At 59.5% G+C, this 16,448-nt stretch carries 10 protein-coding genes; 4 read left to right on the plus strand and 6 right to left on the minus strand.

Annotated elements, in window-relative coordinates:
- Nucleotides 1-7: 7 nt before the first annotated feature.
- Entirely contained in the window at nt 8-1,525 is a 1,518-nt protein-coding gene (locus tag PSEBG33_RS09940) for an ArnT family glycosyltransferase (protein ID WP_005789519.1), read from the plus strand.
- 55 nt (nt 1,526-1,580) lie between these two features.
- Here PSEBG33_RS09940 and PSEBG33_RS09935 read toward each other — a convergent pair whose 3' ends face one another.
- The 4 genes from PSEBG33_RS09935 to PSEBG33_RS09915 all read right to left on the minus strand — a co-directional run bounded on the left by PSEBG33_RS09935 (nt 1,581) and on the right by PSEBG33_RS09915 (nt 5,538).
- Nucleotides 1,581-2,489 carry a LysR substrate-binding domain-containing protein gene (locus tag PSEBG33_RS09935; protein ID WP_005789520.1) on the minus strand — a complete coding sequence of 303 codons (909 nt, stop codon included), beginning with the start codon at nt 2,487-2,489 and terminating at the stop codon, nt 1,581-1,583.
- Nucleotides 2,489-3,337: an EamA family transporter gene (locus PSEBG33_RS09930; protein WP_005789522.1), complete on the minus strand. Its 849-nt coding sequence runs from the start codon at nt 3,335-3,337 to the stop codon at nt 2,489-2,491. The genes PSEBG33_RS09935 and PSEBG33_RS09930 overlap by 1 nt, the downstream gene beginning before the upstream one ends.
- Before the next feature lie 744 nt (nt 3,338-4,081).
- Nucleotides 4,082-4,795, minus strand: a complete 714-nt coding sequence (locus tag PSEBG33_RS09920; RefSeq protein ID WP_005789525.1) for an AAA family ATPase — start codon at nt 4,793-4,795, stop codon at nt 4,082-4,084.
- Nucleotides 4,795-5,538: a hypothetical protein gene (locus PSEBG33_RS09915; protein WP_005789527.1), complete on the minus strand. Its 744-nt coding sequence runs from the start codon at nt 5,536-5,538 to the stop codon at nt 4,795-4,797. Before PSEBG33_RS09915 ends, PSEBG33_RS09920 begins: the two co-directional genes overlap by 1 nt.
- Before the next feature lie 699 nt (nt 5,539-6,237).
- Between PSEBG33_RS09915 and PSEBG33_RS09910 the strand changes: the two genes are divergently transcribed.
- On the plus strand, nt 6,238-6,546 hold the full coding sequence (locus PSEBG33_RS09910; protein WP_005789528.1) for a DUF6124 family protein: 309 nt from the start codon (nt 6,238-6,240) through the stop codon (nt 6,544-6,546).
- 48 nt (nt 6,547-6,594) lie between these two features.
- Here PSEBG33_RS09910 and PSEBG33_RS09905 read toward each other — a convergent pair whose 3' ends face one another.
- Nucleotides 6,595-12,864: a non-ribosomal peptide synthetase gene (locus PSEBG33_RS09905; protein WP_005789529.1), complete on the minus strand. Its 6,270-nt coding sequence runs from the start codon at nt 12,862-12,864 to the stop codon at nt 6,595-6,597.
- Between the two features lie 489 nt (nt 12,865-13,353).
- Here PSEBG33_RS09905 and PSEBG33_RS09900 point away from each other — a divergent pair, with 489 nt between their 5' ends.
- The gene (locus tag PSEBG33_RS09900; protein ID WP_005789531.1) at nt 13,354-14,148 is read left to right on the plus strand and encodes a helix-turn-helix transcriptional regulator; all 795 of its coding nucleotides are present in this window, start codon (nt 13,354-13,356) and stop codon (nt 14,146-14,148) included.
- Nucleotides 14,148-15,617, plus strand: coding sequence for an efflux transporter outer membrane subunit (locus tag PSEBG33_RS09895; protein WP_005789533.1), 1,470 nt, complete (start codon nt 14,148-14,150; stop codon nt 15,615-15,617). Before PSEBG33_RS09900 ends, PSEBG33_RS09895 begins: the two co-directional genes overlap by 1 nt.
- On the opposite strand, the gene hpaA is transcribed toward PSEBG33_RS09895, so the two are convergent.
- Nucleotides 15,544-16,434 carry a 4-hydroxyphenylacetate catabolism regulatory protein HpaA gene (hpaA, locus tag PSEBG33_RS27525; RefSeq protein WP_194438689.1) on the minus strand — a complete coding sequence of 297 codons (891 nt, stop codon included), beginning with the start codon at nt 16,432-16,434 and terminating at the stop codon, nt 15,544-15,546. The genes PSEBG33_RS09895 and hpaA overlap by 74 nt on opposite strands.
- Nucleotides 16,435-16,448: the final 14 nt, after the last annotated feature.

Here is a 16,448-nt window from a genome sequence, read left to right on the forward strand (position 1 = left end):
ACAGCCCATGAGCCTATGGAAAACCGAACGCGGCGCCCTGGTTTTACTGCTGGGCGTTTCGGCCTTGCTTTTACTGCTGGGCCTGGGCAGCCGCGACCTGTGGGGGCCGGAAACGCGCTGGGCCAACATCGCCCTGCAGATGCTGCAAAGCGGTGATTACTTCGACCCGTATCTCAAAGGCACGCCGTATTACGACAAACCCCTGCCCTCCTACTGGCTGATCAGCGGCTTCGCCAGCTTGATGGGCGGCCTTGGCCCGTGGTCGTTGCGCCTGTCATCGGTGATTGCGGCGTGGCTGAGTATCTGGCTGGTGTACCTGATCGGCGAACGGCTGTTTCGCAAAGGCACAGGCTTGATCGCCGGCTGGATGCTCGCCACCACCTTCTACTTCCTGTTCTGGGCCAGGGTCGCCACCGCCGACGTGCTGACCGTGTGCGGCGTGCTGGCAGCCGTGTGGTGGTATTGGCGCGGGCCGGAAGACACCAGGCTTGGGCGCTACACGATGTTTTTCCTGTTGCTGGCAGCGACGTCACTGTTCAAGGGCTTGATCGGTTTTGTGCTGCCTGGGCTGGTGCTGCTGCCGCACCTGCTCAGCCAGCAGCGCTACAAACGCCACCTCAATCTGCGTCTGCTGTTGGCCATGCTGATCGCCGCGGCGTTTTACGCGATTCCTTTCGTACTGTCCCAGCGCTACGGCGCGCCCTCTTATGGCGAGAGCGGTCTGGCGTTGGTGTTCAGGGAAAACGTGGTGCGTTTCTTCGACCCCTTCGATCACATGGGGCCGATCTACACCTACCTGATCTACCTGCCGGTCTACACCCTGCCCTGGGCCCCCTGCTGGCTACTGGGCCTGTGGCTGGCGGTGCGGCACTGGCGCCACACCCCACCCAACGTGCGCTGGCTGGTGTGGGGCCTGGGCCTGTTGTTTGCATTCTTCACCGCCAGCGGCAGCCGCCGCAGCTACTACGTACTGCCGCTGGTGCCCTTTGCCCAACTGCTCGCCGCCTGGTGGCTGAGCGAACGCCTAAAGAAAAAACCGGCGAGCTGGCCGCGCTGGCAAAAAGGCTTCGGCATCAGCGCAGGCCTGCTCTTGCTGGTGCTGGGGGTGATCTACCCCTGGACTACCGGCAACGGCGGCGTGACCCGCTTCGCCGAGGATGTGCAAGCCCAAGCCGTGAAAAACGCACCATGGGACCAATGGCAAATGGTGCTGGTGGAGGTCGACAACAAGCTGCCCATGTACCTGCAAAACCACGGCAAGCCCTTCTACTACGTCAGCGAAACCCAGGACTACCCCCGCCAGGGCGACAGCGCCGCGTTCATGGCCTGGCTGGAAAAGACCAGCGGCCAAAGGTTCGATCCGCAACACACGATTATCATCGCGCAGTATTCCAGGGAAGACCCGATGCCGCTGGCGTTTCTGGGCGTGGATCATCGAGTGGTCACTACGCAATCGGATAATGGCGAGCGCTTGTTTCAGAAGCGTGAGGGAGGGAGCGTGGCGTTTGTTCCGATGCCACGCTGAGAATCGAAGAGGCGCTGTTTGCAAAGGCTTGGCGTGAGCCCCCTACGGGGTGCATTTAAACTTCGCACACAAACTCGTCAGCCTGCGCCTTGAGCCAATCAAACAACCGAGCGATATCCGGCTCCGACTGACGACCCTCTCGGCAAATGATGTAATAGGCAGCCGGCGACATCATCACAGGAGCTTCCAGCGCAACCAAGGCTCCCTCCTTCAACGCGTCATGTACCAGTGCAGTTCTGCCCAACGCAATTCCCCCGCCTTTTACCGCCAGGCTGATAGCCAAACTGGAATCAGGAAAGCGTGGGCCATGGTGATAGGGCGGTGCTTGCAGCCCCTGGAAGGCAAACCAGCTCTCCCACCCTGGACACACTTGATCATCCACCCGATGAATCAATGGGTACTGGGCGATATCCGTCAGGGCAATATCGCCGTGTATACGCGCAAACGCTGGCGAACATACAGGAAATACCGCATCGCGCATCAAAAGCTCGACATGGTGGTCCGGATAGTCGCCGTACCCCATCACCACGGCGACGTCATACTGATGCGCACTCAAGCTGCTGCTGCTCATGTCCACGCTGGTCAACACCAAATCCAGATTGAACGACGCGTGAGCATGAGAGCCATGCATCCTGGGAATCAGCCAGGTTGAGCACAGAGAGGACGTACAGGCGAGGTAAAGCGGTTGAGGTTTACCGGGACTGAGCGAATGCAGCACAGCATCCAGGTCTTTGAAAAAACCTTCGGCCACCGGCAACAGTGCCTGCGCCGCCGCCGTGAGTTTGACGCCCCGTGAGTGGCGCTCGAACAACTGCACCCCCCACCACTCTTCCAGACCTGCGATTTGATGACTGATAGCGCTGGCGGTGAGGTTCAACTCGGATGCGGCACGCGCAAAACTGCCGGTCTGCGCGGCACTCACGAAGGCTTGAAGCATAGGGGTCGGGGGCGGACGTTGGGCCATCAGTTGCTCACTTTGATCAGGATGATCCCGCCAACAATGACGAATGCCGACAGCATTCGCCGCCAGCCAAACCGTTCATGAAAAAACAGTGCGGCAATAATGGTGCCGATAATAACACTGGTTTCCCGCAACGCGGACACCTTGGCTACCGCATCCAGGGACAACGCAAACAACACCAGGCCGTAGGACGCCAGGTAAAACACCCCTCCCAACATTCCTACCCGCCAGTGGCAGCGGATGGTCTGGGTGAATGCCGGACGCGCCTTGATCAACGCCAATAACGGGATCGGGATGCTCTGGAATACCGTCAGATAAATGATGTATTGCAGCACCGTCTCACTGGCTCGCACGCCTTTGGCGTCCACCACCGTATAGGACGCAATGAACGCTCCAGCGCACACCGCCATCAGGATCGGCTTGAGCATGTGCGCCGTCATCCTGCGCACAAATGTCAGGCTGATGATCCCCACGCAAATCATCAGCACACCTGCCATCGCCTGAAACGACAGCTGCTCATGCAGTAAGAAGTAGGAAAAAAGCGCAACCAGTACCGGCGGCACACCACGCATGACCGGGTAAACCTGACCGAAATCGCCGGTCTCGTAAGCCTTGATCAGAAACAATCGATAGATCGTATTGAGCACTACGGAAACCAGCACATAGCCCCACACCTCAAGGCTTGGCACATGAACCAACGGCAGCGCTGCCAGACAGATCAGCAATGCGGTGCCATCGACCATTGCCAAAGTCATGAAGCGACTGCTTCCGGCGCGTACTACGGCATTCCAAGTGGCGTGCATGAAGGCGGAGATCAAGACCAGGGTGATCGCGATATCGGAGTTGTCCATGGGGCTCGGCTTTTGCTGAAAACAGGGAGGAATCAGTTATGCAGGGCAAAGCCAGACATCATGGCTTGCGTAACCACATCCGTAGCATGTAGCGATTGAGATCGCTCAGCCGCTCACCATCATTGATCTGCGCACAGGGAACATTCCTGTCTATGAAATGCGTGCGGGTATGCAGGAACTTGTTGTCGGCAGAAATCAATACCTGCCCTGGTTCAAGCAGTATGCGATGTTGGACTGAAGACAGGTGCGGCTTTTGAAAGCCTGACTTTGGCTGCCTCTTGACGAAAATGACTGACATCCATGTTCATCGCAATCCTTTACGGTGGTGAGTAGAGCCTTCATTTAACTAAGCTCAACCTTGTCCGAAAAAGCGAAACCTCATCAGGGTAGCCATCAACGCTCGTCATGACAGATTTTTCCTACGCCAAAATATGAGCTGTCACTGCTGGCGTTTTGTCATGGTTTGTAAAGGGCCAGCAAGCCATCTCTCTTAAATTGCAGGAAGATGATTCTGGCCATGTAGCATTTGCTGGAGATAGCCAGAACCACAGTGGATCGCTCCATTGAGGGCATGAAGGCCTTGAATGCAGCACCTAAAAATGTGGGAGGGGGCTTGCTCCCGATGGCGCCGGGTCAGTGGAGATATCTGCTGCTGACACTTCGCTATCGGGGGCCCCTCCCACATTGAATGCCTTACACATCAGAGTTCGGCAGCGATAGTGGAGTCGAGCACATTGTCAGCTCTCAGATTTTGGGCAGGCTCGCTGCGTGAATAAATGCCTCATCCAAGGTACTGCCACCGTAACTGCTCATGAAGCCCTCGGCATCGGTGAAACGATTGAAACGCTGTTGGCTCAGCATGTAGAAATCATCGCAGTGAGTGATGATCTCATCGACGTTATGTGATGAAACAAGTACCGCGACTCCCTCTGCGGCCGCTCCCTCCAGACACCTCCAGATGTGATAACGAAATTCGGGGTCAACACCCGCAGTCGGCTCATCCAGAATCACCAGGTCTGCGTTGACGGACAGCAAGGACAGCGTAAAAAACCAGCGCTTTTCACCATAGCTGCAAAGGGATGATTTTTTCGCCCAGATTTCGCGGTAACGCTCAGCAATGCCGGGGCTCCACTTTTCAATTTTGTCCAAGGCGTGCCGTTGCGTAATCGGCGTGTCGGAACAAAAAAGCATCATCATCTTGAAAACATCAAACATGCGAAAGACAGGCGGCGTTGCGATGATTTGCGATAGGTAAAGCAGCTTGGAAAATGAATGATGCACTTTCCCGCCATTCATTTTTTTCAGACCACAGACCACGTCAAAAAAGCTGGTTTTTCCGGATCCATTAGGCCCCAACAAACCTGTGATCGCCCCCGCCTCGACCGCCAATGAAGCGCTATTGAATAAAACATGCTGGGCATACCTTAAATTCAGTTCATCCACGAGCAGCCTTTTCATTAGTACCGACTCCAAACAGGATTGATGAGTAAAAATCGGAACACCAACCACCCTGTGACGCTGATCAACCCTACAACCCCCGCCACCACAGGTGCGGATTCAGATACTCCCATCGTCATGATGCGATTGGCCCATTCCATCGGATTAAAGATGCCGATCACGTTAAGCACTGGATGTGAAGTGTTCAGGCTACCGATACCTAATGCCAACATCCCGACTGAAATCATGGAGAAAAGGGTGTTGGTATTTTGAAAGCCGATAGGCAGTAGCGTCAGCAAAAGCGAGGGCGTGGAAAACAACAAGAAGCACATATAAAAACGCCCAACTATGACAATCCATTCTTCCATCGCCATCGAACCAAAATAACCTCGCGTCAGTACATAAAAAACGGAGCAATAGATAACAGACATGAAGGAGTACGCCAAAAACTGCCCAACGAGAAAAATTAGCTTGGTACGTCTTGTATAAACAAAGGAACGTAAAAAACCACTTTCCCTGCGCCCCACTATATAAAAAGCCAATCCAAACAACGCGACGCTTGAAGAAATGAAAGCGTAGAACCATGAAGTGGCAGACGCGTAGTCACGGGTTGCTTCCTCACCAGAGATTCTGGCGTAAGTTATCAAGTAGAAGGTGACTGCGGGGGATATCACAATCCAGAGCACTGCAACAGGTTCCTTTAACTGTTCCTTAACAAAAAGCATCGATAGTAAAATCGGTTTAGATAAGGGATAGATATACATGGCTCACCTCATGGAAATGGCACCATCCTCCTCTGATTCTTTCACTTTCAAACCCCTCAGAATTAATGGTGCACCACTTAATTGAAGCAACTCCCACAATTTAGTAGAAGTAGAAAATCACGCAAGAAAAGCAAACTCTACCCTTAGGAAAAGCATTACTCCCAACTAGGAAATTTCACTCATTAAAATCGGACCACCAATAGTTCTTCAAAGAAGAAAAGAATGATTCAAACTTTCACACCGTGATAATCCCTAGCGAAATTAACGCCTTATAAATCATCATTTTTCTGATATGAAAATTAACTGCGAACGGACTCTGCGTAGGAAACAACGTGAAATCTCAGAAATGAGGTAACCAATCCGACAAACGGTCCGGCCCACTCTTATTCTCGAAACAATTTTAAAAGGCCAGCAAGCCGTCTCTCTTTAAATTGCAGGACATTTCCGAGACAATCCCCGCCGCCTTGTGCCGGTTGGAATCGGTGGCTAGTCTGCGATCCGTCACTGCTCATCAGTGATCGGGTTTAGTCGCCCGGATTCCAGTTGTGCGCAAGCTGTCACCCTGTTCATGGTGGCTGTGCGCAGGGCACCTTCGGGTGCGCCGGATCCAACTGGCCGGTCGACTAACCTGCGTACAGCCGCCACCCTCCGTTTAGTCGCGAAGGGGTCGGCTCCTTATCTACCAGTTGGAGCTACACCATGAATAAAGTCTTACCCGACCCACCCTTCGACCCCGCAAAAACCCGTGCCGCGTTCAACCGCGCCATTGACCATTACCTGCCCAGGCAGGGTTTTCACAGCGTCAACGACGATCTGAGTTTTGAAGATGCGTTGCTGTACACCGCCAGCCTGCTCGACAGTGCCTCAGCGACAGCGCTCGATTGTAGCGAGCTGCTGGACAGCCCCGTGCGGGCGAAGATTCTGGCGGTGTGGCATTTGCTGGAGATTGCCAGAACCACAGTGGATCGCTCTATCGAGTGCATGAAGCCCTTGAAGGCAGCACCGTAGAATGTGGGAGGGGGCAAGCCCCCTCCCAGATTGAATGCATTCCAATCCTCAGATCCTGCGGCGGCGGTTGAGGGCGGGAATGGCGGTTTGCGGCACTTCAACGCGCTGGACCTGCGCCACGGTTCTGGCGGCGAGTTGCGCCAGGGTTGGCTGGCTGAACAAGGTGCGTGCGTCCACTTCCAGCCCGGCCTTGCGCAGGCGGGCCACCAGGTTGACTGCCAGCAGCGAGTGCCCGCCCAGTTCGAAGAAGTGGTCGTGGCGCCCTACCCGCTCCAGTTTCAGCACGTCGGCCCAGATGCCGGACATCAAGGTTTCCACTTCGCCCTGGGGCGCTTCGTAGGCACGGCTGAGCACCGCGTCCAGGCCCGGCTCCGGCAGGGCCTTGCGGTCGAGTTTGCCGGCAGGGTTCAGGGGCAGTGCGTCGAGTTGTACAAAGGCGGCCGGCACCATGACTTCCGGCAGTTGCTCCAGCACATGGGCGCGCAAGTCTTCCAGGCTCGGCGCCTGGCCGCGCAGGGTGAAGTAGGCGACCAGGCGCTCATCGCGAATCAGTACCGCCACTTCACGCAGCGCCGGGTGTGCACTCAGGCGCGCTTCGATTTCGCCCAACTCCAGGCGCACGCCGCGCAGTTTGACCTGGAAGTCATTGCGCCCGAGGAATTCCAGATTGCCGTCCGGCAGGTAGCGCACCAGGTCGCCCGTGCGATACAGGCGGTCACCGGCGACGAAGGGGCTGTCGATAAACCGCTCGGCAGTCATCTGCTCCAACCCCAGGTAGCCGCGGGCTACTCCCACACCACCGATATGCAGTTGACCGCTGATGCCTATGGGGACCGGTGCGTCATGGGCGTCCAATACGTACAGGCGGGTATTGTTGATCGGCCGGCCAATCGGCAGTTGCACCGCGGGTACCGGCGCGCCGGGCTCGAGGGTCCAGGCGCTGCTGTCGACCGTAGCCTCGGTAGGGCCGTAGACGTTGTGCAAGCGCACCTTGGGCAAGCGCGCCTGCACGCCACGGGCCAGGGCTTCGGTCAGTTCGCCGCCGCCGCACAACACATCGGTGAGGCTGGTGCACAGCGCCGACTCGTCCAGCTCAAGAAACTGCTGCAACATCGCCGGCACAAACTTGATCACGCTGATGTGCTGCTCGCGAATCAACTGGGCCAGGTACGCAGGTTCACGATGACCATCGGGCCGCGCCAGCACCAGGCGCATACCGTTGCTCAATGGCCAGAACAGTTCCCACACCGAACCGTCAAAGCTGAATGGCGCGCGCTGCAACAAGGCGCCGCCTGCGGCGTCGGGGCACAATTGCGAGCCCCAGTGCAGCAGGTTACCCAGGCCGCGATGTTCGATCATCACGCCCTTGGGGATGCCGGTGGAGCCCGAGGTGTACATCACGTAAGCCAGGTTGGCGATGCTCAAACCCGGTACCGACGGATTGTCGGCCGGCGCCTGGCTCCAGGTGCAGTGGTCGAAGTCGATCACGGGGATTGCAACCTCGCCCGGCACTTCGCGGGTAGCGCCGTGTACCAGCAGCGCCACCGGCTGGCTGTCGGCGAGCATGTAGGCCAGGCGTTCGCGTGGGTAGCTCGGGTCGAGGGGCACATAGGCACCGCCCGCCTTGAGAATGGCCAATAACCCCACCACCAGCTCCAACCCGCGCTCCACACACAGTGCCACCCGCGAGTCGGGCTCTACGCCATGCTCGCGCAGATGAAAGGCCAGTTGGTTGGCGCGTTCGTTGAGTTCGCGATAGGTCAATTGCTGCTCGCCGGCCTGCACCGCGATGGCATCTGGAATGTCCCGCGCATGGGCTTCGAACAGCGCCTGGACAGTGAGGGTTTGCGGGTAGTCCGTGGCGGTGGCGTTGAAGCCTGACAACTGGGTGTGCAACTCGCTGGCGGGCAACACCTGTATGTCGCGAAGCGGCATTTTCGGCGCCTGCTCAAGCGCATCCACCAGGCCATTGAGCACCGTGTCGAGGTAGCTCAGCACCCGCTCGGCACCCACGGTGCGCGGCGCCTTGGCCTTGAGCCGGAAACCGCTGGCCACGTCATCCACCGTCAACATCAGCGGGTAACTGAGGATGTCTTCACTGTTGAGCAAGGCCATGCCCGGTACCAGTTTCAGTTCAAGATCGGCCGAGGTGTGGCGGTAATTGAGCAGACTGTTGAACAACGGTGACACGCCGCTGCAACGCTGGGCCAACGCCAGGGAGGCTTGTTCATGTGCGAGCAAGGCGCTCAGTTGTGTGTGGGTGTCGTGCAGTGCATCCACCACGTTTTGCCCGACCAGGCGCAGGCGCAGCGGCAAGGTGTTGATGAACATGCCCAACGCCCGCTCGGCACCCTCGCCGGCTTGCAAGCGGCCAAGCAGTACGGTGCCGAACACCACATCGTCGCGGCTCGCCACCCGGCTGAGCACCTGGGCCCAGGCCAGGTGGAACAGGCTCGCGGCGCTCACGCCAAGAGCGCGGGCCTGGCTGCGCAGGCGCAGGTTGAGCGCGTCACTGAGCAGGCGTTCGGCTTCTTCGGTCTCGGCACGCTTGGCCTGGCGCTCCTGCACGCCAAACGCCAGGGTCGGCTCGTCCACCTCTGCCAACTGCTGGCGAAAGAACGCCTCGTGCGCAGCCTGGCGCACGGCTGATCGGGCTTGCGCCACCACATTGCGGTACGGCACCGGCACGGGCAATTGCGCCTGTTGGCCGAGCAGATGGGCGCGGATCTCGTCCACCAACAGGGTGGTCGAAGTGGCATCGTTGACCAAGTGATGAAAGCGCAGCCTGGCGATCCAGCGCTGATGGTGAGGTTCTTCGGCGTAGTCCAGGGCCATCAGCGGCGCCTGGCGCAAGTCCAGCGGTTGAGCCGGCTCGCGCAGCGGTTGGACCCGCAACCGCGCTTTTCGCCACACCACCTGCATCGGTTGTTCAAGGGCATCCCACACCAGGCTGGTGCGCAGGATGTCATGGCGGTCGATCACTTGTTGCAGGGCGTGGGCGAAGGCATCCAGTTGCTCGCGGCGCGCAAAGCTGAACAAAGCCTGTTGCTGATACGGGTCGTGCGCATCGGTGATGTGGTGGTAAAGCAAGCCTTCCTGCAACGGCGCCAGCGGGTAGATTTCCTGCACATTCGCTGCCCCACCAGGGATGCTTGCGACAATGCGGTCGAGGCTGGCTTGATCCAGCTCGGCCAGGGCGAGCAGATCAGGGGTGATATGCGTACAGCCCGGCGGAATTCGATTGCCTGGCACCGCCATTTCAGTACCGCCACACGCCGCTGCCAGCGCCGCCAACGTTGGCTGGCCGAACAGCACCTGCACATCGGCACGCAGGCCGGCCTGGCGCATGCGCTGCACCAGTTGCACCGCCAACAGCGAATGCCCGCCCAACTCGAAGAAATGGTCGTGGCGCCCTACTTGCTGCACGTGCAGCAACTCGGCCCAGATCTGCGCAAGGGTAGCTTCCACACCGGCCTGCGCTGCTTCGAAGCGGCGAGTGACAAAGGCTTCCTGGCTGGGTGCGGGCAAGGCTTTGCGGTCGAGCTTGCCATTGGCGGTCAGGGGCAACGCCTCAAGGCGGACATAGGCCGCCGGCACCATATAGTCAGGTAACGAGGCCTGCAGATGGGCGCGCAGGGTTTGAATCTCGACTGGCTCACGCGGGATAAACCAGGCCAGCAATTGCCCTTGGCGAAACTGCACTACCGCGTCCTTGATCGCCGGGTGGGCGGCCAGGGCCGATTCGATTTCCCCCAGCTCGATGCGTACACCGCGGATTTTTACCTGGTCGTCGTTGCGCCCCAGGTACTCAAGATTGCCGTCCGACAGCCAGCGCGCCAGATCGCCGGTGCGGTACATACGCGCGCCGTTGAAAGGATCGTCCAGGAAGCGTTCGGCATTCAGTTCAGGACGGTTAAGATAACCCCGCGCCACGCCCTTGCCGCCCACATACAACTCCCCCACTGCGCCAATCGGCACCGGGCGTTGTTGCGCATCCAGCAGATAAACCTGGGCGTTGGCGACCGGCGCGCCGATATGCAGCGGCTGGCCCACCTCAACGGCTCCAGAGGTGGCAACCACGGTGGCTTCGGTAGGGCCGTAGTTGTTGATCAGTTCAAATGTCTGCGCCTGGGTGAACGTGCGCAGGCGATCGCCGCCAATCAGCAAGGTGCGCAAGGTGGGATGCCCACGCTGCTGGCTGAAGGCGTATTCGGCCACAGGCGTGGGCAGGAAACACACGTCCAGTGGCTGCGCGCGCCACCAGTCGAGCAACGCATCGATATTTTCCGCGCCGTCGTGCGCCGGTGGCAGGTGCAGCGTTGCACCCACGCATAACGCCGGCCAGACTTCCCAGGCCATGGCATCAAAACCAAAGCCGGCGACGCTGGCGGTATGGCTGCCCGCGTGCAGGTCGAACGCCCGGCAGTGCCAGTCCACCAGGTTCGATACGCTGTGGTGCTCCACCATCACGCCCTTGGGCAAGCCGGTGGAGCCGGAGGTGTAAATCACATAGGCCAGGTTCGACGGCGAGACCGCAACCTCGGGGTTACTGTCGATGTGCGAGGTGACCTGCTCCAGCACGACCACTGGCACCGTGGAGACAGGCAAGCGCTGGCGCAAATCCTGTTGGGTCAGGATTGCCATAGGCGCACTGTCTTGCAGCAGGTAGTCGAGGCGTTCAGCCGGATGGGCCGGATCCAGCGGCACGTAGCAGGCGCCGGATTTGAGCACTGCCAACAACCCCGCCAATGTGTCCAGCCCGCGTCGGGCCAGCACGGCCACGCGATCATCCGGCTGTACGCCGTGTGCCAATAGTTGATGCGCCAGGGCATTGGCCTGACGGTTGAGGTGGGCGTAGGTCAGCTGATGGCCCTGATACACCGCGGCTATGGCGTCGGGCGTGTGTGCGGCTTGCGCTTCAATCCGCCGGTGCAAGGTTTGCGGCAGTGCGTTGGGCTGCACGGTGGCGTTCCAGTGCAGCAGCCGAGCCTGAGCTTCAGGCGCCAGCATGGAAAACTCACCGACCGGCAACGAGGGGTCTTCCAGCCCTTGCTCCAATAGCCAGGTGAAGCCGCGCGCCATCGCCTGGACTTCGTCGTGCTGGAAGTACGCCTCGTTGTAGACGCAATGCAGCCACGCGCTGTCCTGGTAGCGGTTGCTGCGCAGGTGAATGGCGATCGGCAATGCCTCATGGTGGTTGGACACCTTGATGGCACGCGCCTGCACCTGACCAAAACGCAGGTCATGGTCGTCCTGCTCGAACGACACCGACAGGTCGAACAACTGCCCGCGATCGGTTCGTCGCAGGCCCAGCTCACGGTTCATCTCGCTTAACGGGAAGCGCTGATGGCGGAAATCCTGCTTGAGCTGATCGCGTATGCCGCGCACCAGCTCACCAAAAGGCAACCCTTCGCTGAACTGAAAACGCACCGCACTGACCTGGGCAAACATGCCGACGGTGGCGCGAAAACGCGCGTTGGAGCGGTTGAGAATCGGCAGCCCCACCACCCATTCCCGGCGTTGACTGGTGCGGGTGAAATACACATACATCGCCGCCAGCAACACATGAAAAGCCGACGCCTGGCAGCGGTTGGCGACCTGCTCCATACGGTTGAGCAGCGCCACCGCAAACCCTTCCAGGAAGGTGTTGCTCGACGCCTTGGTGGTTTGCTTGGGCGTCAGCAGCGGCTCGGGCAGTACCTGGAACTTGTCCAGCCAATAGTCGCGGTCACGGGCGTAACGGGCCGAGTGCAGGTAGTGCTGGTCGGTGTCGATAAAGTCGATATAGGACGGTGCGAACGGCTCCACGTGCCGGCCCTGCTCCAGGGCGGTGTACAACTGCGCGAGGGATTGCAGCAACTGGCCGAAGCCCCAACCGTCGAGAATCAGGTGGTGGGCCTGGGTACCGAGGCGGTAGTGGTCATCATCAAGTTTGACCAGAAAAAACCGCCACAACGGTTCGCCGTGCATGGCATAGGGCCGGGCCATTTGCGCCTGCATCAAGGCTTGCGTCGCCGCGGGTGGATCGGGTAGCACGGAAAAATCATGAACCGCCACCTCCACACTCAGTTCGGGGGCGAATGTTTGCCCAGGCATGCCGTTGGCGTCGGTATGCAGTTGGGTGCGCAACGCATCATGCCGAGCCACCAGCAGGGCGACAGCACGCTGCATGCGTTCGGGCACGACCGGGCCTGCAAAATCCAGATAGCCGCCAATGTTGTACAACGGCGAATCGCCCACGCGCATCTGATCGAGCCAAATGTCCTGTTGGGCGGCAGTGAGGGGGAAGCTGGCCGGCTGGCGGGAGGAATACTGCATAAGATCCTTCTCATGGGGGTCAGGCACTGGCCGCGCAGGGTGGCCCATTACGCCGAATTTGCCGGATTTGAGCATGGGGGGCCGCAGGCGTCTGTCACCCGAAACCCGGACATTCAAATGGATGGAACGGGCTTGGCGGGCCGTTCACTGCTGAAACGATTAAAGCGCTGTAGGAAATTGGCTATACATGGCCGATGCTGGCACTTTGAAACTCTGCAAGAATTTAAACTTTTACCTTAAATATCAACCAGTTAATTAAACCTAAAAATACCATGCGAGCGTTCGTTGCCGGTTTTATTGACCAGAAACGTCGGAATAATGACGCAGATTTTATGGCAGCTTGTGTCCCGCGTTTCCGCTACATACGTAGGACAAATCCATATGGCTAAATAAAATCTCGAACGCCGAGTCACGTTCAAGCAGTACGGATCGCCCCGCCGCAGCCCGGAGCCTCCGCAGACGGTTTTCGACATCAAGGATGAGATGGCTATGAATCTGACCCACAGTATTGGCGACACACAGGGCCCGCATTTTTATGCCGAAATGGGCGAGTTGATTTCAAACAGCGGCCATGAACGCTTCGCCGCAGACATGTTGCATCTAGTGGACAAATGGGTGCCGATTCACCTGGTGGACCTCAGCGAATGGACGCTCGATGAGCTGCGCGACCGCGTGCTGGACATCAAGCTGCTGGGCAGCGCCGGGTTGAAAAAGGAGTTGTCTGTACCCCAGACCCTGCACCCATTGAACGACCACCCGCTGATGCGCGAAATGCTGCGCATGCAAGACCCGCTGTTGATCCAGATGAAAGCCAAGGCCAACAGCGCGCACCCGTTAGGCAGTTCGCACCAGTGCAATCTGGTATCGCGCCAAGGGAACCGACGCTGTGTGATTTCGTTCTACCGGCCGCCAACCCAGCGTGGGTTTTCCCTGGCTGAGTTGTCCTTTCTCAAGTGCTTGTCGGACACCCTGTTGCCGTTGATGGAGCGGCACGCGCAACTGCTGCGCCAGGTGCCGCACGCCGAGATTGAGCCGGGCCACACCCTGCTGGAACAATCGCAATTGCAGCGCGAGTTCTACAAGCGCCTGGCTCTGAGCGATATCACCCTTTCGGCGCGTGAGCAGGAAGTGTGCCTCGGCCTGTTGACCGGCGGCACCGTGCCGCAGATCGCGGAAAAACTCAGTGTAAAAAACAGCTCGATCGAAACCTACCTCAAGCGCGCCGCCGCCAAGCTGGGCGTGAGCGGCCGGCATGGCCTGGCCAAATGGATGGTGGGCGCCTGATGAACAAACGGATGCTTTGCTGCGTCGGTGTGGTGTGGACGCTCAGTGGCTGTTCGCTGATCCCCGAGTATCAGCGGCCAGCGGCGCCGACGCCTGCGCAGTATCCTCAAGGCGGCGTGTACAGCCTGGCGCAGGCCGGCGACCTGACGCAGAATCCGGATTGGCAGCAGCTGTTCCACGACCCGGCGCTGCAACGATTGATTGCCGATGCCCTGCTCAACAACCGCGACCTGCGGGTGGCCGCCCTGAATGTAGAGGCGTTCCAGGCGCAGTATCGTATACAGCGCGCTGATCTGTTCCCGGCGATCTCCGCCAGCGGTGCCGGCAAGCGTCAGAAATTGCCAGGGAACGTGACAGGCACCGGCAAATCGGCGATCACCTCCAACTATTCCGCCACCTTGGGCCTGAGCGCTTATGAGCTGGACCTGTTCGGCCGCGTGCGCAGCCTCAGCGAACAGGCGCTGCTGACTTACCTGGGCACCGAAGAAGCCCGGCGCAGTGCGCAATTGAGCCTGGTGGCGAACGTGGCCAACGCCTACCTGACCTGGCGCGCCGATCAGGAGCTACTGGCCCTGGCCGAGCAAACCCTGGTGGCCAACGACCACAGCTGGCAACTGACCAGCCGCAGCAAAAACGCCGGCAAAGCTTCGGCGCTGGAGGTGGTGCAAGCCCGTACCGCCGTGGAAAGCACCCGCGCCAGCGTCGCTCGCTATGAACGCCAGGTTGCCCAGGACCTTAACAACCTCGTGCTGCTGGTGGGCGGCCCGGTGGATGAGCATCTGCCTGCACGCCCGCTGGCCGATGATCTGGTCGCCCGCGTCCCCGCCGGGTTGCCCTCCGACCTGCTGCAACGCCGCCCGGATATCCTCCAGGCCGAATACCAGTTGCAGGCGGCCAACGCCAATATCGGTGCCGCCCGTGCTGCGTTTTTTCCGTCCGTGACCCTCACGGCCAATGCCGGCAGCACCAGCAAGGAGCTGTCGGGGCTGTTCAAGGGCGGCTCGGGCACCTGGACCTTCCAGCCGCAAATCAACCTGCCGATCTTCAACGCCGGCAGCCTGCGTGCCAGCCTCGATTACGCCAGGTTGCAGAAGGACATCACGGTGGCCCAGTACGAAAAGTCCATCCAGAGCGCCTTCCAGGAAGTGGCCGACGGCCTTGCCGCTCGCCAGACCTTCAACGACCAACTGGATGCGCAACGGGATTTCGTCGCCGCCAACCAGAACTATTACGACCTGGCCCAGCACCGCTACCGCAGCGGCGTGGACAGCAACCTGACATTCCTCGATGCGCAGCGTGCGTTGTTCAGCTCGCAACAGGCGTTGATCGTGGACAGGCTGGCGCAGCTGGTGGCGGAGGTGAACCTGTATACGGCGTTGGGTGGGGCGTGGCGCGTCAACGCAACGCCGACTGCCGCAACCGATACTCCCCCGGCGTCATCTGCGCATACCGCAGGAAAAACCGGCTGAAATACGCCGGGTCCTTGAACCCCAGCTGGTAGCAGATTTCATTTGCGGAGTTGCCGGTAAACAACAGCAGGCGTTTGGCCTCTTGCATCAGGCGCTCAAGGATCAGGCGCTTGGAGGGCAGGTCGGCGATGCGTCGGCACACCTCATTGAGGCGCGCCTGGGTCACGCCGATGGCCTGGGCATAACGCGCCAGCGGCCAATGCTCCAGGTAATGGGCTTCGATCAGTTCGTTAAAGCGGTGAAAAATGCGCAGGTCTTCATGGGCCGTCGGGCGTGCCGGCAGGGCGTGGGCGCACAGGCGCAGCAGGCGGATCATGATCAGCCGCGTCAGGCTGTCGAGGGCGGCCGCGCGCCCTGCCCGTTCGGCGTTGATCTCGTTGCACAGTTCTTCGAAAAGCTGGTCCAGCCCTTCGGCGTCGGCGCCCAGCGCGACACACGCAGCCCCGGAGGCAAGGCTGGGGTCGGCGTCGATCAAGCCCCACACCAGTTGCTGGCGCACCGTCAGCACATGCCCGTCGGCATCGGCTTCGGTGACGAAGGCGTGGGCCACCGTGGGCGGCGTGAGGAAAAACATCGGCCCTGCTTCGACGTACTGACGGTCGTCCAGATACACCCGCACCGCGCCACTCTTGACGTAATGCACCTGGAAAAACCGGTCATGGCGATGCACAGCCATGTTGCGCCCGAAAAAACCTGCCAGGTTGCCCAGCTTGTCGTAATGCACCTCGGCGTCGCTGTAACGCTGGTCGTAGACCTGCCCGAGGTTGATGTTGGGAATCGGCTGCACGTCGCCCTCCTCTTGTTGTTGTGATGCCATCGGAGTGTGCCACG

It is taken from the genome of Pseudomonas synxantha BG33R (genome assembly GCF_000263715.2).
GTDB classification, from domain to species: domain Bacteria; phylum Pseudomonadota; class Gammaproteobacteria; order Pseudomonadales; family Pseudomonadaceae; genus Aquipseudomonas; species Aquipseudomonas synxantha_A.